15 protein-coding genes and 1 riboswitch are annotated in these 18,111 nt (G+C 69.4%); of the genes, 1 reads left to right on the plus strand and 14 read right to left on the minus strand.

The window, feature by feature from the left end; genetic code table 11:
• Nucleotides 1-8: 8 nt before the first annotated feature.
• From ACFQ9K_RS28600 to ACFQ9K_RS28665, 14 genes are all read right to left on the minus strand, one after another.
• The gene (locus ACFQ9K_RS28600; protein WP_378721811.1) at nucleotides 9-2,036 is read right to left on the minus strand and encodes a CocE/NonD family hydrolase; all 2,028 of its coding nucleotides are present in this window, start codon (nucleotides 2,034-2,036) and stop codon (nucleotides 9-11) included.
• 862 nt (nucleotides 2,037-2,898) lie between these two features.
• Nucleotides 2,899-4,050, minus strand: coding sequence for an LLM class flavin-dependent oxidoreductase (locus tag ACFQ9K_RS28605; protein WP_378721797.1), 1,152 nt, complete (start codon nucleotides 4,048-4,050; stop codon nucleotides 2,899-2,901).
• On the minus strand, nucleotides 4,047-4,853 hold the full coding sequence (locus ACFQ9K_RS28610; RefSeq protein WP_378721798.1) for a DUF1684 domain-containing protein: 807 nt from the start codon (nucleotides 4,851-4,853) through the stop codon (nucleotides 4,047-4,049). The genes ACFQ9K_RS28605 and ACFQ9K_RS28610 overlap by 4 nt, the downstream gene beginning before the upstream one ends.
• A complete protein-coding gene (locus tag ACFQ9K_RS28615) occupies nucleotides 4,850-6,220 on the minus strand; it encodes an NtaA/DmoA family FMN-dependent monooxygenase (protein WP_378721799.1) in 1,371 nt (456 codons plus the stop codon). The genes ACFQ9K_RS28610 and ACFQ9K_RS28615 overlap by 4 nt, the downstream gene beginning before the upstream one ends.
• Nucleotides 6,217-7,344 (minus strand): LLM class flavin-dependent oxidoreductase, encoded by a 1,128-nt coding sequence (locus tag ACFQ9K_RS28620; RefSeq protein ID WP_378721801.1) that lies wholly within the window; start codon nucleotides 7,342-7,344, stop codon nucleotides 6,217-6,219. Before ACFQ9K_RS28620 ends, ACFQ9K_RS28615 begins: the two co-directional genes overlap by 4 nt.
• Nucleotides 7,344-7,583: a hypothetical protein gene (locus ACFQ9K_RS28625; RefSeq protein WP_378721802.1), complete on the minus strand. Its 240-nt coding sequence runs from the start codon at nucleotides 7,581-7,583 to the stop codon at nucleotides 7,344-7,346. The genes ACFQ9K_RS28620 and ACFQ9K_RS28625 overlap by 1 nt, the downstream gene beginning before the upstream one ends.
• Nucleotides 7,583-9,259, minus strand: a complete 1,677-nt coding sequence (locus ACFQ9K_RS28630; RefSeq protein ID WP_378721803.1) for a dipeptide ABC transporter ATP-binding protein — start codon at nucleotides 9,257-9,259, stop codon at nucleotides 7,583-7,585. Before ACFQ9K_RS28630 ends, ACFQ9K_RS28625 begins: the two co-directional genes overlap by 1 nt.
• Entirely contained in the window at nucleotides 9,256-10,125 is an 870-nt protein-coding gene (locus tag ACFQ9K_RS28635; RefSeq protein ID WP_378721804.1) for an ABC transporter permease, read from the minus strand. Before ACFQ9K_RS28635 ends, ACFQ9K_RS28630 begins: the two co-directional genes overlap by 4 nt.
• Nucleotides 10,118-11,128: an ABC transporter permease gene (locus ACFQ9K_RS28640; protein WP_378721805.1), complete on the minus strand. Its 1,011-nt coding sequence runs from the start codon at nucleotides 11,126-11,128 to the stop codon at nucleotides 10,118-10,120. Before ACFQ9K_RS28640 ends, ACFQ9K_RS28635 begins: the two co-directional genes overlap by 8 nt.
• A 2-nt stretch (nucleotides 11,129-11,130) precedes the next feature.
• On the minus strand, nucleotides 11,131-12,750 hold the full coding sequence (locus ACFQ9K_RS28645) for an ABC transporter substrate-binding protein (RefSeq protein ID WP_378721806.1): 1,620 nt from the start codon (nucleotides 12,748-12,750) through the stop codon (nucleotides 11,131-11,133).
• Nucleotides 12,747-13,859, minus strand: coding sequence for an LLM class flavin-dependent oxidoreductase (locus tag ACFQ9K_RS28650; RefSeq protein WP_378721807.1), 1,113 nt, complete (start codon nucleotides 13,857-13,859; stop codon nucleotides 12,747-12,749). The genes ACFQ9K_RS28645 and ACFQ9K_RS28650 overlap by 4 nt, the downstream gene beginning before the upstream one ends.
• Before the next feature lie 3 nt (nucleotides 13,860-13,862).
• Nucleotides 13,863-14,822, minus strand: a complete 960-nt coding sequence (locus ACFQ9K_RS28655; protein WP_378721808.1) for an ABC transporter substrate-binding protein — start codon at nucleotides 14,820-14,822, stop codon at nucleotides 13,863-13,865.
• 14 nt (nucleotides 14,823-14,836) lie between these two features.
• Complete coding sequence (locus ACFQ9K_RS28660) at nucleotides 14,837-15,604, minus strand: amino acid ABC transporter ATP-binding protein (RefSeq protein ID WP_378721809.1); 768 nt, start codon at nucleotides 15,602-15,604, stop codon at nucleotides 14,837-14,839.
• Entirely contained in the window at nucleotides 15,601-16,617 is a 1,017-nt protein-coding gene (locus tag ACFQ9K_RS28665; RefSeq protein WP_378721812.1) for an amino acid ABC transporter permease, read from the minus strand. The genes ACFQ9K_RS28660 and ACFQ9K_RS28665 overlap by 4 nt, the downstream gene beginning before the upstream one ends.
• Nucleotides 16,618-16,887: 270 nt before the next feature.
• Nucleotides 16,888-16,982, minus strand: a riboswitch (SAM riboswitch).
• A gap of 389 nt (nucleotides 16,983-17,371) precedes the next feature.
• Here ACFQ9K_RS28665 and ACFQ9K_RS28670 point away from each other — a divergent pair.
• Nucleotides 17,372-18,094, plus strand: coding sequence for a hypothetical protein (locus ACFQ9K_RS28670; RefSeq protein ID WP_378726356.1), 723 nt, complete (start codon nucleotides 17,372-17,374; stop codon nucleotides 18,092-18,094).
• Nucleotides 18,095-18,111: the final 17 nt, after the last annotated feature.

Raw genomic sequence — 18,111 nt, forward strand, 5'->3', positions numbered from 1 at the left:
CTGTGGGGTCACCAGCCGGGGGTGCCGGCGAGCGGGACGTTGACGTAGCTGGGTTCGGAGGGATCCAGTTGGAGGTGTTGGGGTTTGAGTTCGGTTGCGTCCAGTAGGGGGCGGATGGGCAGGCCTTTGGGGTAGTTGCCCGCGAAGATGTCGATCCGAAGCCGGTGTCCCGGTTGCAGTATCGCGTCGGTGGGGGCGAGGCCCAGGTCGAGTTGGGTGGGCTGACCGGGGACGGTGGGCTGTCGCGCGGCGAGGGACATCACCGGGAACGGATCGGTGTACGCGCCGTCGGCCGAGCGGCGGCTCTTGGCGTCATCGATGGCCCGCATCGAGGACATCAGCTGGCCGGTAGTGAGCGTCACCGAACGGCCGTCCGGGGCAACATCGTTCAGCGTCGCGGTCCAGTAGCCGTCGGCGGCGTCGTGCACCGTGTTCAGGTGCACCGCGATCGGCCCGGAGATCGTCGTCGGCTCGGCCACCGGCGGGCTGGTGAAGGTCAGCCCGCCGAGTTCCTGCACCCTGGCGTCCTTGCCGCAGCCGGAGAAGACCAGGATGCCCGCGGTGCCCTGGACGGCGTCGGTGGAGCAGAGGCCGGCCAAACCCGGCGCGACGGTCAGCCGGTCGGTTTCGGACGTCGGTGCGGCCGTGAGGGTTCCGTCGTGCGCGCTGGTGGTCGTGGTACCGCTCGGTGCGGCCGACAGGTACAGGCGACGATGGCTCGCCTCCGCCCGCGGGAACTGGTCGGTGCTGGTCCACCCCGCGCCCTGCTGCCACAGCGTCACCGGTCCGTACCCGTCGATGCCGTTGTCGATTCCCTTGAGCCACTTGTCGAACCACGCGCGCTGCAACACGTCGATGCGCGGCGGTTCGCCGGGCTTGCCGCGCATGTCGAAGCCCGCGTTCACGTGATAGCTGTTGCCCATGATCAGCTGCTTCTGCCCGGGCGGCAGCGGAATGTCCTGGTAGATCCGGGGTTCGCCGTTGGCGAAGTTGTCGTGCCAGCCGCCGATCACCATCGTCGGCACGGTGATGCGTTCGGGATGTCCCAGCCAGGCCTGGCGAATCGGACTGTCCGGGTCGAGAACCCGCTGGAGTTGCGGCTGCACGGCATCGAACGAATCCGTGCTCAGCGTCTGGATGCCGACGTCCATGAACGACATCGGGCTGGCCAGCCGGTCGGCGAGCCACTGCATGTCGAACCTGCCCTGGATCAACGACGCCAGATCCGGCACGAACTTGGCCACGTTCACCGCGAGCAGGTAGGGGAGCAGGATGCCGATGGCTGCTCCGCCCGGTGCGATCATGTCGCGCACCAGATCGTTGCCCGGTACCACCGGAACGATGGCTTTCAGTGCGGGCGGCTGCTTTTCGGCCGCCTGCACCTGATTGATCGCGGAGTACGAGGCGCCGGTCATCCCGACCTTCCCGTCCGACCACGGCTGCGCGGCCGCCCAGGCGATCACCTCCGGGGTGTCCTGTTGGTCCTTCGGCCCCCACGGCTCCCAGATCCCTTGGGAGAAGCCGGTTCCGCGCACATCCACCACGACCTGGGTGTAGCCGCTGCGAATCAGCTCGGGGTCCACTGCGAAAGCCCGCCCGAACCCGCCGCCGGCCACCCGCGTCGCGTCGGTCAACGCCTCCAGCGGGGTTCCCGGCAACTCGAAGTCCCGCAGGAACCCGACGATCGCGTCGGACAGCACCGGCACCGACAGCGCGGTCTGCGCGATCATCGACAACAACTTGGTGTAGGGCGTCAGGTTCACAATCGTCGGCAGCGGCGTGCCGACCGCCCCGTTGGCGTCCGCCGGACGATACACATTGGCCTTCAGCACGGTTCCGTCGCTCATGGTGATCGGCACATCCCAATCGATGTGCATCCCCGGATACCGCTGCGGCCCATCGTGCACCGACGTCCACGCCGCAACACCCGCAGGCGCGGCGGGCGCCCCCGGCGCCACCACCACCTGCGAAACCACAAGCAGCGCAAGAACTCCGACAACACCCCTGGTCCACCGACGGCGTGGAGCAATCAACATTGACATCTCCCTCTCCTGATCGGCCAGAAATATACATGCACGCCTGTATGTTTTGCCCTGATCGAAGGAATCATGTCGAGATGCCCAAGAAACCCACCCCCAACCTGGTCAATCTGCCGACCCGCCACTCCAGCAGCAAGACCCGCACCCCCACTCGGAATCCGCCTGGCTGTAGGGCACTGTTCTCGGTGCAGATCCCGAGGCAGAGTGCGGGTCTTCGGTCGACCGGCTCGAAGAGCCCCCTTCACGTGCAGGTCCACCGGCGGCGGCAGCGCGAGCCACCATGAAAACCGCCGCTGACCGCCCCACTCGTGTCCACAGCGTTTGTGACGCAACCACAGCCAGATGACCACGCTGGAACTAGAGGTCGCGCACCTGACCGCGGAGGTAAGTCGGGTACGGCACACGACGTGCCCAGCACTGCTTCAGTGAAAACCTGGGTAGGTCTTCAGTTTTCGATGGCCAGGTCCTGTTGGGAAGTCCTTAGCGATACCTAGCAGTCAGGTGCGCCTGCTCCCAGGGATGATCGATAGTGCTGAGCGCGTCGAGTGGGGTACCCGGCCTACCTCCCGCAGTGGGTATGGGCAACGTGGGAGTCCCGGCGTGGTTACTTGGCTGTGGTCCGGTTCAAAGAGGCATGGAAACGAGGAGTTCGGTGGCGGTCCTGTGCGGTCGAGTCGAAGGGCCATTCACGTGCGTTGAGTCGAGTCAAATGGTTGCTGTTGAAGATCAAATAGCGACCATATGACTCGACTCGATATTCGAGTGGTGTCGGCCGGGATAGGTCGCTGCGCGCGTATCTGCCTGGCGCGCACGAAACTGTGAGCAGTTCCGCGCGCGCCAGGCAGATTGGTGTGCGCGGTCAGGCGGCGCGGGCGGCGCGCAGGCCCCAGGCGTCGGCGAGGAGGCGGTGGGACTCCAGGCGGTCGGCGTGGTGGTGGGTGATGCTGGTGACGAGCAGTTCGTCGGCGCCGGTGACGCGTTGCAGGGCCGCCAGGCGTTCGGTGACCGTGCTCGGGGAGCCGACGAACTGGGTGGACAGGCGGTCGGCGACCAGGCGGTGCTGCTCCGGGGTGAGCGGAGTTGCGGTGTCGGGATCGAGGTAGTCGGCCGCGCCGGCGCCGCTGCGGATGCTGTGCACCCAGTGGCCGTAGGTGGAGGCGTGATGCTGGGCGGTGGCGTCGTCGCCGGCGACGACCACGTCCGCGGAGACCACCACGTAGGGCTCGGCCAGGAGGGCGGACGGGCGGAACGCGGCGCGGTAGGCCTCGACGGCGTCCAGGGCGGTGCCGGGCGACACGTGGTACGCGGCGGCGAACGGCAAACCGAGTTGGCCTGCCAGCACCGCGCTTTCGCCCCCGGAGCTGCCGAACAGCCACAGTTCGACCTGTGCGCCCTCACCCGGAACCGCGTGCAGCGCAACGCCGTCCTTGCTCACGAAGTGCCCGCCGAGCAGCGCGCGGATCTCGTCCACCTGTTCGGCGAAGTCCTGCGGCTGCGCGCCCTCCTGCTGGAGTGCGGCGGCCGAGGCGAGGAACTTCGTCCGGTCGGTGATCCGGCCGGGATCGAACGGCGGCGGAACGACCACGCCGTCTCTGATCTGGGTCCGCCCGGTCGCCGTATCCAGCTTGGGGTGGCTGCCTTTCGGATGCGCCGGCTCGGATCCGTACTGGCTACGCCGGTGACCGGAGCGCCCGAGACCGAGATCGAGCCGGCCGGGGTAGAGCGCGTCGATCGTGCCGAACGCCTCCACGATCGACGCCGACGTGTGATGCCCGACCTGAACGGCCGCCGACCCCACGCGAATTCGCGAGGTGGCCGCCGCGACCAGGCCGATCAGGGTGATCGACGACGAACTCGCGACCGACACGAAATGGTGCTCGGCGAGCCAATAACGGTGGTAGCCCCACTGTTCCGCGTGCTGCGCCAGATCGACGGTGTTGCGCAGCGCCTGCTGCGCAGTCGATCCGGCGCTGATCGGGGACAGATCGAGGATGGAGAGTGGGACGGTCATGCATTCCTCCCTAGCCGTGGATGCTGCTCGCCCGCCTCGATCGCCACGCGCAGCCGGTTCTCCGCGGGCGCGAGCGGGCAGGTCGCGAAATCGGTGAAGGCGCACGGCAGATTGGCCGCGCGGTTGAAGTCGAGGCGCACCGTGCCGTCCGCATCCGGCGCGCCCACCGCGAGCGCGCGGGCCGCAGGGTAGGTGGTGATGCCGCTGGTCGCGTCGGTGAACAGCAACCGGAGGTCGCTCGGATCGCCGAACGCGATGACCCGCTCGGTCGCCTCGCCGATGGTGAATTCGATGGTGCCGGAGGCGGTGTGGTGGTGCTCGAGGCCGTCCACCACGGCGCCGGTGGTCACCGTGCGCTGCTCGTCGAACGGCGTGAACCGCCCCTGCACCACCCAGCGCGGGTCCGGCGCGTAACTGGGAATGCCGTCGAAGCTGGACAGCGTCGGCGCGGCCGGATCGTGCACCCGCACCGCGTACCGTCCGGTGCGCCGGATCACCTCGAGCACCCGATGTTCTTGCAGCACACTGAGTCCCGGCGCGCCCTCGGCCGGCTTGATGATCTGCACGCCCGCGATGCGGGTGCCGTCGTACTCCAGCCGGTCGGCGGGCTGGGCGGTGATGAACACCTTGTCGTCGGTGACCCACCAGGTGCCGGGCACCTCGGGCAGCCGCTCGGGTTCGTCGGTGAGCCAATGCAATCCGGTGAGGCTGAGGAAGCCGAGCGGGTCGCGCAGCTGGTCCTCTCTGCTGTCGTGCCAGTGCGCCCATTCGGTTTCGAAAACGGTGCTGATGCTGGTCGTCATGACGCTCGGGCTCCTTCGTGGGCGGTGGTGTGCTGGTGTGGATGGCGCAGACCGAGGTGGTCGCGCAGCGTGCTGCCGGTGTACTCGGTGCGGAAACTGCCGCGCTCCTGGAGTTCCGGGACGACCCGGTCGACGAATTCGTCCAGTCCGCCCGGGGTGAGGTGCGGCACGAGGATGAATCCGTCGCTGGCGTCTTCCTGGACATAGGTATCGATCTGCTCGGCGACCGCGGCGGGCGTGCCGACGAACTGCTGGCGCGCGGTGACCTCGATGATCAGCTCTCGGATGCTGAGCTTTTCGGCCTCGGCCTTGGCCCGCCAGGCCTCGGCGACCACGCGCGGGTCCTTGGCGTGGCGGACCCGGCCGCGGGTGATGCTGACGTTGTCGGCCGGCTCGACGTCGGGCAGCGGGCCGTCCGGGTCGTAGCCGGAAAGGTCACGGCCCCACACCTGTTCGAGGAAGGCGATGGCGGTCTGCGGGCCGACCTGCTGGCGCCGGATGTGACGAGCACGATCCTGGGCGTCCTCGGCGGTGTCCCCGAGCACGAAGGTGGCCGCGGGCAGGATCTTCAGCTGGTCCGGTGTCCGGCCGTATTTCGCCAACCGGCCCTTCACGTCCGCGTAGAACCGTTGGCCTGCCTCGAGCGTGCCGTGCACGGTGAAGATCGCGTCGGCGGCGGCCGCACCGAACTCGCGCCCGTCGTCGGAATCGCCCGCCTGCAACAGCACCGGGTGCCCCTGCGGGCTGGGCGGCAGCACGAACCGTCCGGCGATATCGAATTGCGCACCGCGATGCCGGGTTTCGGGGATCTCGCGGGCGAACACCCCCGCGGCCCGATCGACCACCAGGGTGTCGGCGGCCCAGCTGTCCCACAGCTTGCGGGTCACCTCGACCACCTCGGCGGCCCGCTGGTAGCGCTGGGCATGTTCGAGATACCCACCGCGCCGGAAGTTCTCACCGGTGAACGCGTCCGATGAGGTGACCACATTCCAGGCGGCCCGCCCGCCGGACAGATGGTCCAGCGAGGCGAACTGCTTGGCCAGTTCGAACGGCTCGTTGTAGGTGCTGTTGATGGTGCCCGCCAGGCCCAGCTTGCCGGTGACCCCGGCGAGTGCGTTGAGCACGGTGAAGGTGTCCGGCCTGCCGACCACGTCGAGATCGTGGATGCGCCCGAGGTGTTCGCGCAGCCGCAGGCCCTCGGCCAGGAAGAAGAAGTCGAACAGGCCGCGTTCGGCGGTCTTCGCCAGGTGCACGAACGACTCGAAGTCGACCTGGCTCTTGGATGCCGGGTCGGCCCACACGGTGGTGTTGTTGACGCCGGGGAAGTGCGCGGCGAGATGGATCTGCTTGCGTGGTGTGCCGGTCACGACGGCGTGCCCTCCTGGATCGTGGTGCCCGCATAGCGGCTGGCCGGGCGCGGCAGCCCGAGGCGTTCGCGCAAGGTGCCTGCGGACCGTGGCTTCTGCGCCAGCGCGCCGAGCCGCCGGACGGCCGCGGACACGGCGAGGGGACGCAGCACGACGCCGTCGGCCGCGCCGGAAGCGTCGATGGCGCCGAGCAATTCGCGCAGGGTCGCCGGAGTCCCGAGGTGGCGCAGCCCGGCCGGGGGGTCGGCGGTCCACCGATCCAGCTGAGCCACCTCGTCGCGCGCGGCCTCGGCCGAATCGGCCAGGTGCACGTCGACATCCAGCAGCACCCGGACCGCGTCCGGGTCGCGATCGGCGGCTCGTACGGCCGTGCGCAGCGCTGTCCGCAGCACCCGTGCCGAGTCGAGATCGCTTGCGGCGGCACGGATCAGATCGGCCCGCCGCACCGCGACACCCGTGCTCGCGTCGTCGTGCGCCCGGACCGCGACGATCGACTGGCCCTGCGGCGAGCGCGGCGTGATCGACGGCCCCTTCACCGAGAAGTTGTCCCCGGTGAAGTCGATGTAGTGCAGCTTGTCTCGATCGATGAACCGCCCGGTGGGCACGTCGCGGATCTCCGCGTCGTCCTCCCAGCTGTCCCACAGCCGGGTGACCACCTCGATCGCCTCGTCCGCCTCGTGCCACAGCGACGCCGCGTCCTGCTCGCCCTTGCGCCCGAACGCCCGTGCCTGCTCCACACCTTCGGAGACGACGACCTCCCAGCCCGCGCGCCCGACCGAGGCGAAATCGAGGCTCTGGATCGCCTTGGCCAGATGGAACGGCTCGGTGTGGGTCACCGCGCCCTGCGGCAACAGGCCGATGTGCCGGGTGGCCGCCGCCACGTGCGCGGCGATCGCCACCGCGTCGAGCCTGCCCCGGGCGACACCGGGCCCGCCCGGCTGCAACCCGAACGAGTCGGGCACGAATACCGCGTCCACACCGGCCTTTTCGGCCGCGGCGACGGCATCGACCCAGTACCCGCCGGTGAACAGATCCTCCGCCCGCGAGTCGTCCCGCCGCCACGATGCCGGGTGAATCCCCGTCCCGGCGAGCTCCACCGCCAGGAAGAAGTCGGATTCGGCCATCAGTAGGTTTCCTTCCACTCGAGGCACTGCCGTGCCGCCGGGTGCACACCCGCGGCGTCCGGCGCGAAGAAGAACGCGTGCTGCCACAGGTCGGTGGCGGCGCCGCGCTCGGGCCTGCGCAGCTGGGTGCGCCACCAGCGCTTGGCTCGCGCGGGCAGCGAGCCGGGGCGCTCCGGCCTGCTGCGGCAGTGCGCGGGCCGGTCAGCACGGACGAGTATCCGGTAGGTCGGGTCCGACATCAGGATGGTCCTTTCGCGACGGCGGGGGTGGGGATGGCCGAGAGCAGCTCGCGGGTGTATTCGTGCTGCGGGTTGTCGAAAATCGCCGCGGTCGGCCCGGATTCGACGATGCGGCCGTGCCGCATGACGGCGACGTGATCGCTGATCCGGCGGACCACCGCGAGATCGTGCGAGATGAACAGGTAGCTCAGTGCCAGCTCGGTTTGCAGCCGGTCCAGCAGCTCCAGGATCTGCGCCTGCACCGAGGCGTCGAGGGCGGAGACCGGTTCGTCGAGCACCAGCAGGTCCGGGTGCAGGGCGAGCGCGCGGGCGATGGCGACGCGCTGGCGTTGCCCGCCGGACAGTTCCGCGGGCCTGCGCAGCGCGAAGTGCTCCGGCAACGCCACCTGCGACAGCAGTTCGGCGACCCGCGCCTGCCTGGCCGCGCGATCGCCGACGCCATACGCGCGCAACGGTTCCTCGATGATCGTGCCGACCCGCCACCGGGGATCCAGTGAGGAGTAGGGGTTTTGATAGACCACCTGGAAACGCTTGCGCAGCAGGCGCAGCCGGGTGCCGCGGACCCTGGTCAGCTCGTGTCCGTCGAAGGTGACCCGGCCGCTGTCGGGCTCGGTGAGCCGCAACGCGATGCGCGCCGTCGTCGACTTGCCCGACCCGGATTCGCCGACCAGCGAGAGTGTTTCGCCGCGGCCGAGCTCGAAACCGACGCCCGCGACCGCCGTCACCGACCCGCCCGCCTGCGCGCGGAAACGCTTGCGCACCTCGCGCAGCGTCAGCAGCGGCGCACCCGCGCGCGGCTTCGGTGTCCGGTAGGCGCCCGCGGGCGCCAGGCTCGGCGACGCGGCCAGCAGCCGCCTGGTGTAGGGATGCCGTGGCTGGGCGAGTACGGTCGCGGTCGGCCCGCTCTCCACGATCTCGCCGTTGTGCAGCACCGCGATCCGGTCGGCGCGCTCGGCGGCCACCGCGAGGTCGTGGGTGATCAGCAGCACCGCGGTGCCCCTGGCCGCGATCTGGGCCGCGAGCTGGTCCAGCACCCGCCGCGCCACCGTGGCGTCCAGCGCGCTGGTCGGCTCGTCCGCGATCACCAGCTCGGGCCGGCAGGCCAGCGCGGACGCGATGAGCACCCGCTGTCGTTGCCCGCCGGAGAGTTCGTGGGGGTACTGCACTTCCCGCAGTTCCGGTCGATCGATGCCCGCGTCGGCGAGCAGTTCGATCGCGCGCTCGCGCGCCGAGCGCCTGTCCGCGAGCCGGTGCACCAGCAGCGCCTCGGCCACCTGATCGCCGATGCGCCGCACCGGATTCAGCGACAGGCCGGGATCCTGGGGCACGAACCCGATCCGCGCGCCGCGCAACCGCTGCAACGCCCGCTCCGAGCGGGTGTCGACGAGGTGCCCGTCGAAGGCGACCGTCCCGCCGGTGATCTCGGCGTTCGGCCCGAGCAGCCCGATCACCGCCTGCGCGAGTGTGGATTTGCCGGAACCGGATTCACCGACCAGGGCCACCACTTCACCGCGCGACACACTGAGCGTGACGCCGTCCAGCGCGGTGACGTCGCCGGAGTCCGACCGGTAGCGCACGCGCAGGTTGTCGATCCGCAGCAGCGGTCCTGCTGGCGGCTGCCCGGCTTCGGCCTGCGCGTCGATCGGTTCCGCGCGCGGTGCGGAGGTGGTGGTCATGGCTGTTCGTTCCTTCCTACGGCGCGCCCGAGGCGCTGGGCGGCCACGACGACCGCGACGATGACCAGGCCGGGGAGGGTGGTCATCCACCAGGCGGTGGCGAGATAGTTGCGCCCCTCGGAAATGAGCGAACCCCACTCGGGGGTGGGCGGTTTCGCGCCGTAGCCGAGGAAGCTCAGCGCCGAGATGGACAGCACGGCCATGCCGAACTCGACCGCGGCCAGCGCGAGCACCGGCTGGTAGGAGTTGGGCAGCACGTGCCGCAGCAGCACCGTGTACCAGCGGACCCCCGAGGCGTGCGCCGCCTCGACGAATGCCTCGTGGCGAACGCGCAGTACCTCCGATCGCATCACCCGCGCGAAGTTGGCCACGAGCGAAACCCCCACCGCGATCGCCACATTGCGGGTGCCGAAGCCGAGCGCGGTGACCAGGGCCAGCGACAGCAGCAGGGCCGGAATCGACAGCAGCACATCGACGACGCGCATCACCGCGGCGTCGACGATGCCGCCGGCCGCCCCCGACAGCAGGCCGAGCACCGACCCGGTGATCAGTGCGATGCCCACCGCGGCGAGCGTGGCGGTCAGCGAGAGACCGGCGCCGTGCACCATGCGCGTGTACAGGTCGCGGCCGAGGTTGTCGGTGCCGAACCAGTGCTGGGCACTGGGGCTCTGGAACTTCTGCGCGGGCACCCCGATCAACGGATCGCCGCTCGCGAACACGGACGGGAACAGTGCCCAGCCGACCGCGATCAGCACCACCACGCCGGACAGCACCAGAACCGCGTTGTCGCGCAACCACTTCCACCGCAGCGCCGGTGTGCGCAGGCGGGGCACCGCGCCGCGCCGCTCGTCGATGACGTCAACCATGAATTGCCACCCCTTCGGCAGTGCCGCCGATCCGCTCGCCGGTCTCCTCGTCCTTCGCCGCCCGCCGCGACCGCGTCGCGATGCGCGGGTCGAGCAGCGGATACAGCAGGTCCACGGCGAGATTCACGGAGACGAAGACGACCGAGGTGAGCAGGACGATGCCCTGCACCACCGGAATGTCCTGGGCCAGTACGGCGGTCTGGGTGAGGCGGCCGACCCCCTGCCTGGCGAACACGGTCTCCACCACGACCGACCCGGCCAGCAGGTTGCCGACCAGCACCCCGGCGATGGTGAAGGTGGGCACGCTGGCCGGGCGCAGGACGTGCTTGCGCTGCACCCACCAGCGCGAACCACCCTTCGCCAGCGCCACATCGACATAGGGCTGCCGCCAGGTCGAGACCAGTCCCGAGATCAGCACCTGGGCGATCACCGCGCCGATGGGCAGCGCGAGGGTCAGCGCGGGCAGGACGGTGCCGGCGAACCCGTGCCCGCCGAACGCGGGCGTCAACCGCAACTTGAACGAGAACAGTTGCAGCAGCAGCAATCCGGTCCAGAAGGTGGGCACCGACACCGCGAGCGAGGGGAGCGCGGTCAGCGCGGTCCGCAGCCACGGCCGCCGGGTATAGGTCGAGGCGAAGGCCAGTGCCACCCCGCCGATCGTCGCGAAAACCACGGCCAGCCCGGCCAATCCGAGCGTCCCGGGCAGCGCGCTGCCGATGGCGTCGGTCACCGGCTGCCCGGTGACGATCGAATGTCCGAGGTCGCCGCGCACCGCGTGCCCGAGCGCGGTCCAATACTGTTCCCACAGCGGACGATCCAGCCCGTAGCGGGCCTGCAACTCGGCGATGGCGGCCTTGTCCACCGGCGTGCCCGCACCGGCGCCGTCGGCCGCGATCGAGATCGGGTCGGCGGGCAGCAGGTAGAGCACGATGAACGAGATGGTGAACGCGGCCCACAGCACCCAGATCGCCTGCAGGACCCGCAGAGCCAGATAGCGCGCCATGACTACCGCCCGCTCAGCCAGGTGTCGAAGAACTGTAGTCGCGCCGACGCCTCGAACTTCAGGTCCTGGGTGGTACCGGCCGCACCGATGGCCTGGGACAGCTCCACCGTCGGAATCAGCAGCCCGGCGTCGAGCACCTGCTGCTGCGCGGTCTGCACGAGGCTGTTGCGCACCCCGGTGTCGACGGTGCTCAACTGTCCGTTCAGCGCATCGTCGAGTGCCGGAATGGGTCCGCGCGCATTGAGATTGCGCCCCTCCAGGCCGAACGAGGTGCGCAGGATGTCCCCGTCGGCGCGGGTGGTGTTGCCATAGGAGCTGTCGAAGTCCTTCGTGTTCTGCCGGGCGGTCTGCTCGGCGATCGACACCAGATCCAGCTTCAGCTCGACCCCGACCTGGCGCAGTTGCTGCTGCACCAGCTCGATGATCGCCTGATTGCCGCCGAACACCTGACTGAACACCACCGAGAAGGACAGGCGCTCACCGTTCTTCGCCCGGATGCCGTCCCCGCCGGGCACCCAGCCCGCCTGGTCGAGAATGCCGCGGGCCTTGGCCGGGTCGTAGGCCAGTCGGGCGGACAGATCCGTGTAGCCGGGCGTGCTGCTGGCCAGGGGACTGGTCGCGGGCTTGAACTGCGGCCCGAGCACGGTGTCCACCAACTGCTTCCGGTCGATCGCGGGCAGCAGCGCCTGGCGCACCGCCGGGTCGCGCAGCGGCCCGCGGGTCACGTTGGTCTGGAAACCGAACGGCACACCGGGATTCGCGGTGCTCAGTACCCGGCCGCCGGCCGCCTCGATCTGCGGCGCGTCCTGGGGCAGCGCATCGCTGATCGCGTCGAGCTGGCTCGACGCGAGACTGCCGGTGCGCACGCCGGATTCGGGCACCACGGTGAACTCGATCTTGTCCAGGTAGGCCTCGCCGCGATGCGCGAACACCGCCGAACCCCACTGGTAGCCGGGGCGTTTGGCCAGCGTCGCCGACGCGTCCTGGCGGTAGCTCGCGTAGGTGAACGGACCGCTGGCGATGTTGTCGCCGAGGCAGCGCTGCTCGGCCGGCTTGGCGGTGGTGGCCTCGGCCTGGATCCCGAGCTGGGTGGTCGAGGTCGCCTGGAGGAACTGCGCGTTGGGCTTGCTGAACTCGACCCGCGCGGTCAGCCGGTCCACCGCTGTGGTGCCGACATAGTTGGTCAGGTAGCTGGCGGCCAGTGCCGCCTTGGCCGCGCCGAGCCTGAGCACCGAATCGAACGTCTGCCGGACCGAATCCGCGGTGAACGCGGTGCCGTCGCTGAACGTGACGCCGTCGGTGAGGTGGAAGGTGAACACCTTCGCGTCGGGGGTGACCTCCCAGCTCTGCGCGAGCCACGGCTTCAGCTCGCCGGTCTTCGGGTCCTGGTCGGTCAGCGAATCGACGATCTGCCGGGTGACGTAGAGCGTTTGGTTGGTGCCGGACTGCGCGGGATCCGAGCAGGTCGGCGCCTGGGACAGGCCGTAGCGCAGGGTGCCGCCCGGCTTGGGTGGTCCGGCATCGCCGCCGGGCGCGGCCGAATCGGTGCCGCAGGCGGTCACGGCGGTGGCCGCGGCGAGGGCGCCGGCCAGCGCGACGATTCGATGGCGGGTGCGAATCACGAGGTAACTCCAGAAGTTTCGGCGCGGACGGGTTCGGCGCGCGGGTCGAGCTCGGCGGCATCGGCGCCGATGGCCAACGGCCGGCTGGGAATTCGGCGGCGCAGTTCCGGCGCCACCTCGGTCTGGAACAGCGCCAGGCTGTCCAGGTAGTCGATCTCGGGGCGGCCGTCGCGCTCGGCGGACAGGTGGATCACCTCGTGGCCGAACTGCTCGTGCTGCCTGCCGACCTTGTCGATCACCTGCTCCGGGCTGCCGACCAGAGCCGAACTGCGCGTGACGAAGTCGTCCAGGGTCTCGAACACCACCGGCAGGCCGAGCTTGCGCGCCAACCCGAGTCGCGCCTCGAAGATCGGGCGGTAGGTCTGCACTGCCTGCTGGGAACTGCGAGCGACGTGGAAGCCCGCCGTCCCCGCGCCGACCAGCGCGTCGGCGGGGTTGTGCCCGTAGAACTCCCAGCGCTCCCGGTAGTGGCGGACCAGTTCGGCATACGGTTCGATCGGGTTGGTGACGTTCGCCGAGAACAGCGGATCACCGTGGCGCGCGGCCAGTTCGACCGAATCGCGGCTGGTCGCGCTGCCGTGCCAGATCCGGATCTTCGGCTGCCACGGCCGGGGCAGCGCCTTGGCGTTGTTCAGCTCGGGCCGGAACCGGCCCGACCAGGTGACGCTGTCGCTGTCCCACAGCGCCCGGAACAGGTCGTAGCCTTCGCGATTGCGGTCCCACTGGTCGTCGGTGGTGACGTGGAACAGCTCGGCCTGCGCGGCTCCGTTGCCCTTGCCGATGATCAGCTCCAGCCGCCCGCCGGACAGATTGTCCAGCGTCGAGTAGTCCTCGAAGGCGCGCACCGGATCGAGCAGGCTCAGCGTGGTGACCGCGGTGAACAGCGTGATGCGGGAGGTGACGGCGGCGATGTGGCTGAGGATCACCGGGGGAGCGGCGGACAGGAACGGATCCTCGTGCCGCTCACCGACGGCGAAGCCGTCGTAACCGAGATCCTCGGCGAGCTTCGCCTGTTCGACGACGTTGCGCAGGCGCTCCCTGGTGCCGGGCAGCCGGCCGGTGGTCGGATCCGGCACCCGGGTGACGAGGGTGAAGAGGAGGAATTTCATGTCTCACCGCTGTTTCGGTAGGCCGGGCGGGTTGATGCGCGACTGGGTGACCTGCTCGGTCTTCAGCCCCCACCGATCGATCACCTGCTGGTAGGTGCCGTGTTCGATGGCGTAGTTCAGCGCGTGCTGGACCGCGGTGATCAGCCCGTTGTTCTTCTTGGTGAGCACCGCGATCTCGCCCTGCAGCGCGTCGCCCGCGCCGGAGAAGGTGGCCAGGATCTTGGTCTGGTTCGCGGTGGCGGAGTGGTAGATCGCGGTCGGGTTCGGGCCGATGTAGGCGTCGAGCCGTTGCGAGGCCAGTGCCAGGTAGTAATCGCTGGTCTTGTCGAAGTAGGCGATATCGATCGGCGGCAGCTTCTCCGCGGTGTTCTGCTCGTTCCACTTCACCAGCAACTGCTCCTGGTTGGTGCCGGTGCCGACGCCGATCCGCTTGCCCGCCAGGCTTTTCCGGTCCTTGTAGTCGAGGGTGCTCTGGTTGGGCACCTCGAGCGCGACGGTGTCGTTGCGGTAGGTGGCGAAGTCGTACTTCTCCTTGCGCTCCTCGGTCACCGTCACGTTGGAGATGAACGCGTCCACCTCACCGGAATCGATGCGCACGAAGTTCTGCGACCAATCCGCCACCTGCGCATCGAGTTTCAGGCCGAGAATGTCGGCGACCAGCGAGGCGAAATCGACCTCCGAGCCGACCACGGTCTTGTCGTCGTTGGCGTAGAAACGCAGCGGCGGCGCGGTGCCGGACGCGCCGGTCACCACGAGGGTGCCGCGGTCGCGGATGGCCTGCGGCACTTCGGCGGCGATGCTGTCCACCTTGGCGGCGCGCACCCGGCCGGTCTGGGCGGCGGAGAGATCGAAGGTGATCGCACCGGCGGGCTGGGCCGCGGTCTCCGCTTCGGGATCGGTGCAGCCGGTGGCCAGCAGTACGACCGCGGTCGCGGCGGCGGTGGCCAGGGCGGAGAGCTTCATCGGATACCTGTTCATCAACGGACTCGGGAAAGGAAGGCGCGGGTGCGCGGGTGTTCGGGATGGTCGAGGACGGCCTCGGGCGGTCCCTGCTCGACGATCGCGCCGGCATCGAGAAACACCACGGTGTCGGCGATTTCGCGGGCGAAGCCGATCTCGTGGGTGACGATCACCAGCGCGGTGCCGCCGTGCGCGAGGTCGCGGATCACATCCAGGACCTCGCCGACCAGTTCGGGGTCCAGCGCGGAGGTGGGTTCGTCGAACAGGATCACCCTGGGGCGCAGGGCGAGTGCCCGGGCGATCGCCACGCGTTGCTGCTGCCCGCCGGAGAGCCTGCGCGGGTAGGCGTCGGCCAGTTCGCCGATGCCGACCCGGTCCAGCAGCACCCGCGCCTCGGCCTCGACCTCCTTGCGATCCCGGCCTTGCGCGGAAAGCGGTGCGATGGTGACGTTGTCGAGCACGGTCAGATGCGGGAACAGGTTGAACTGCTGGAAGACGAACCCGATGCGGGAGCGTTGCCTGCGCACCTCGCGGTCGGGCAGCGCGTGCAAGGTGTTGCGGCGCAGCCGATATCCGATCAGCTCACCGTCGATGTGCACGGTGCCCGCGTCCAGCGACTCCAGATGGTTGACCACCCGCAGCAACGTGGACTTGCCCGACCCGGACGGGCCGATCACCGTGACCACCTCGCCGGAGCGCACGGTCAGGTCGACGCCGCGCAAGACCTCGTGCGCGCCATAGGATTTGCGGACGCCGCGGACCTCGACGGCGCGTGCGGTGCTCATCGGGTCGCTCCTCGCGGTGCGGTGGAACCGGAATCGGCGATCTCGCGCAGCTTCTGCCAGGCCCGCTGGGCGGGCGACGGCGGGGGTGTGCGCTGCGTGCCCTTGGCGTAGTGGCGCTCGATGTAGTACTGCGCCACCGACAGAATGGTGGTGAGCACGATGTACCAGGCGGTGGCGACCAGCAGCAGCGGCACCACCCGGCCGTTGCGGCCGTAGATCACCTGGACCTGGTAGAACAGCTCGGCGATCGCCATCACCGAGACGATCGAGGTGCCCTTGAACAGGCTGATCACCTCGTTGGTCGCGTTCGGCAGGATCGAGCGCATGGCCTGCGGGACCACGATCGAGCGGAACTGGCGCACCTTCGGAATGCCGAGCGCGGCAGCCGCTTCCAGCTGACCGGCATCCACGGAGATGATGCCCGCGCGGATGATCTCGGCCGAGTACGCGGCCTGATGCAGCGCGAGCCCGATCACCGCCGCGGTGAACCCGCTGATCACGCCGTTCACCTCGAAGGTGAAAAACGCCGGGCCGAACGGGATTCCGACCGAGAGCGTGTGGTACAGGTAGGCGATGTTGAACCAGAACAGCAACTGCACGATGAGCGGAATCGACCGGAACGCCCAGATGTAGCACCACGAGATCACCCGCAGCACCGGATTGTTCGACAGCCGCGCGATAGCCAGCGCGGTGCCGAGCAGGAAGCCGAGCGCGGTGCCCCAGGCGGTGAGCTCCAAAGTCACCTTCAGCGAGGCCAGCACCGACTTCGCGGTGATGTACTTGGCGAATGTCGGCCAGTCCCACCCGGGATTGGTGACCAACCCGTGGACGAACTGGGCCAGCAGGATGAGCGCGACGGCGCTGATCACCCAGCGCCATGGATGCCATTGCTTGGCCACCTTCGGCGCGGAGCCCGCCGTTGTCGCCGCGGATTCGCCCGGCACCGGGTCGAGTATCGGTTCGGATCGGCCAGCGGCTTTATCGACGGCATCGGGTGCAACGGATGCACTCATGACTCCGCCTCGCTGGCGCTCGGCTCCGTCATGACTGCATTGGCAGCTGTGCCTATCGGCCGCTCGCTGCGCTCACTCATGTCGTGGTCCTTCGGAAGAACGAACGAGACCGCGCCACATCGGGCCGCGGTCACACCACCCGGCCAGCGACGGGTGCAACGAACTGGCTGCGGGTCAGCCCCGACAGCTCGCGGAGGTCACCTTGCATTGGTCGATGTGTCGGCGGCCCCAACGGGTGCCTCGGGCAGCGGCGATTCGCACTTCGGTTCTCCTCCATCGGTCCCGGCGGAAGCACCCGCACCCGGTGAACCGGGGGGTTGCTGCGACGTCGACGAGCCAGGTCTCTCGGTCGCTCTGGATGGTTGTCGTCGATCCGGACATCGGACGATGTCAGGGTCGAGCCGAATTATCATGCCCAGCAGGGGAACCCTTAGGCAAGGGAAGTAATCAGGGTGAGCGTAGATCTTGCCGCGGGCCGGTTCGCCGGGTAGATCGGATAGCCGGATATACGCTGGCGCAGTCGGTTCGGGATCGGTCGACTGGTGCGGGGCGGGCGCTCACGGACTCGGGCGGCGCCGCCGCGAAGCAGCATACGGCCTACCGCGAGTCTCGGGGGGCGGACCCCGCGAACGGAGCACCGCCGCCGCTGTCCCGAAGACACGCCGATGGCTTGCCGTGGGTAATACGGCCAGTTCAGCGCGTTTGCCGGAGTACCGTCAGCCTTCGATCGCGTCGACGATGAGAAGAGGTCTCCGTGGCCGTAACGCGCCGTCTGACCGTATTGTCCGCTGTCGCGACCTGCTCGGTCGCGCTGGCGCTCGCGGCCACGTCCGCGGGCGCGGCCCCCAATCCGCCCGTCGCGCCGGTTCCGCCGGTGGTCACCGACCGTTCCGGGCAGACCGGCGCCGTCGCGCCCGGCGACCTGTTCGGCGTCTACAACGCCGCGATCGACGGCCTGCGCGCGTTCGGCATGCAGCCGTTCCTCTATCCGACCGCGGCCGCGTACTGCCTCAACGGCAACTCCCTCGGCCTGGCCCCGGCCGTGGCCGGTGCGGTGCCGGGGCCGTGGCCCAAGACCTCGGTCACCATCCCAGGACTCGACCTGTCCGCCGTCAAGGCCGGGCAGACCATGTTCACCTTCGTTCCCTACGGCCTGAACCAGGACGGACCGGACACCACCGGCATGCAGGTCGCCTGGCTGAACGTGACCAGCGGCCGCGGCGGGGTCGCGTCGATGGGCCCGCTGTCCACCATCCTGCGCGCGATGATCCCGGCCGAGGTGCCGATCGCCCTGCGCCCCATCGCCGAACGGGCCATCCAGGACTTCTTCTTCGCGGCCCTGCCGATGGGCGGCGTGCGCGCCGTGCCGGTCGACACGGGGCAGGGGACCGTGCTCGCGGCGGTCTTCGGCACGGTCGAGAACGGCGGCAAATCCTGTTTCTTCCTGCCGACGGTGGGGATCACCGAGGTTCCGTGAGGCGGCGCGAGACCGAC

The sequence above is a fragment of the Nocardia sp. NPDC056564 genome, from assembly GCF_042793755.1.
Lineage (GTDB): Bacteria > Actinomycetota > Actinomycetes > Mycobacteriales > Mycobacteriaceae > Nocardia.

What these genes read in the sequence shown, in the direction of transcription:
- ACFQ9K_RS28655 (WP_378721808.1), bottom strand. Translation starts at nt 14,822, where the DNA reads ATGAAGCTCTCCGCCCTGGCCACCGCCGCCGCGACCGCGGTCGTACTG.
- ACFQ9K_RS28630 (WP_378721803.1), bottom strand. Translation starts at nt 9,259, where the DNA reads ATGACCACCACCTCCGCACCGCGCGCGGAACCGATCGACGCGCAGGCC.
- ACFQ9K_RS28665 (WP_378721812.1), bottom strand. Translation starts at nt 16,617, where the DNA reads ATGAGTGCATCCGTTGCACCCGATGCCGTCGATAAAGCCGCTGGCCGA.
- ACFQ9K_RS28660 (WP_378721809.1), bottom strand. Translation starts at nt 15,604, where the DNA reads ATGAGCACCGCACGCGCCGTCGAGGTCCGCGGCGTCCGCAAATCCTAT.
- ACFQ9K_RS28600 (WP_378721811.1), bottom strand. Translation starts at nt 2,036, where the DNA reads ATGTTGATTGCTCCACGCCGTCGGTGGACCAGGGGTGTTGTCGGAGTT.
- ACFQ9K_RS28640 (WP_378721805.1), bottom strand. Translation starts at nt 11,128, where the DNA reads ATGGCGCGCTATCTGGCTCTGCGGGTCCTGCAGGCGATCTGGGTGCTG.
- ACFQ9K_RS28650 (WP_378721807.1), bottom strand. Translation starts at nt 13,859, where the DNA reads ATGAAATTCCTCCTCTTCACCCTCGTCACCCGGGTGCCGGATCCGACC.
- ACFQ9K_RS28610 (WP_378721798.1), bottom strand. Translation starts at nt 4,853, where the DNA reads ATGACGACCAGCATCAGCACCGTTTTCGAAACCGAATGGGCGCACTGG.
- ACFQ9K_RS28620 (WP_378721801.1), bottom strand. Translation starts at nt 7,344, where the DNA reads ATGGCCGAATCCGACTTCTTCCTGGCGGTGGAGCTCGCCGGGACGGGG.
- ACFQ9K_RS28625 (WP_378721802.1), bottom strand. Translation starts at nt 7,583, where the DNA reads ATGTCGGACCCGACCTACCGGATACTCGTCCGTGCTGACCGGCCCGCG.
- ACFQ9K_RS28605 (WP_378721797.1), bottom strand. Translation starts at nt 4,050, where the DNA reads ATGACCGTCCCACTCTCCATCCTCGATCTGTCCCCGATCAGCGCCGGA.
- ACFQ9K_RS28635 (WP_378721804.1), bottom strand. Translation starts at nt 10,125, where the DNA reads ATGGTTGACGTCATCGACGAGCGGCGCGGCGCGGTGCCCCGCCTGCGC.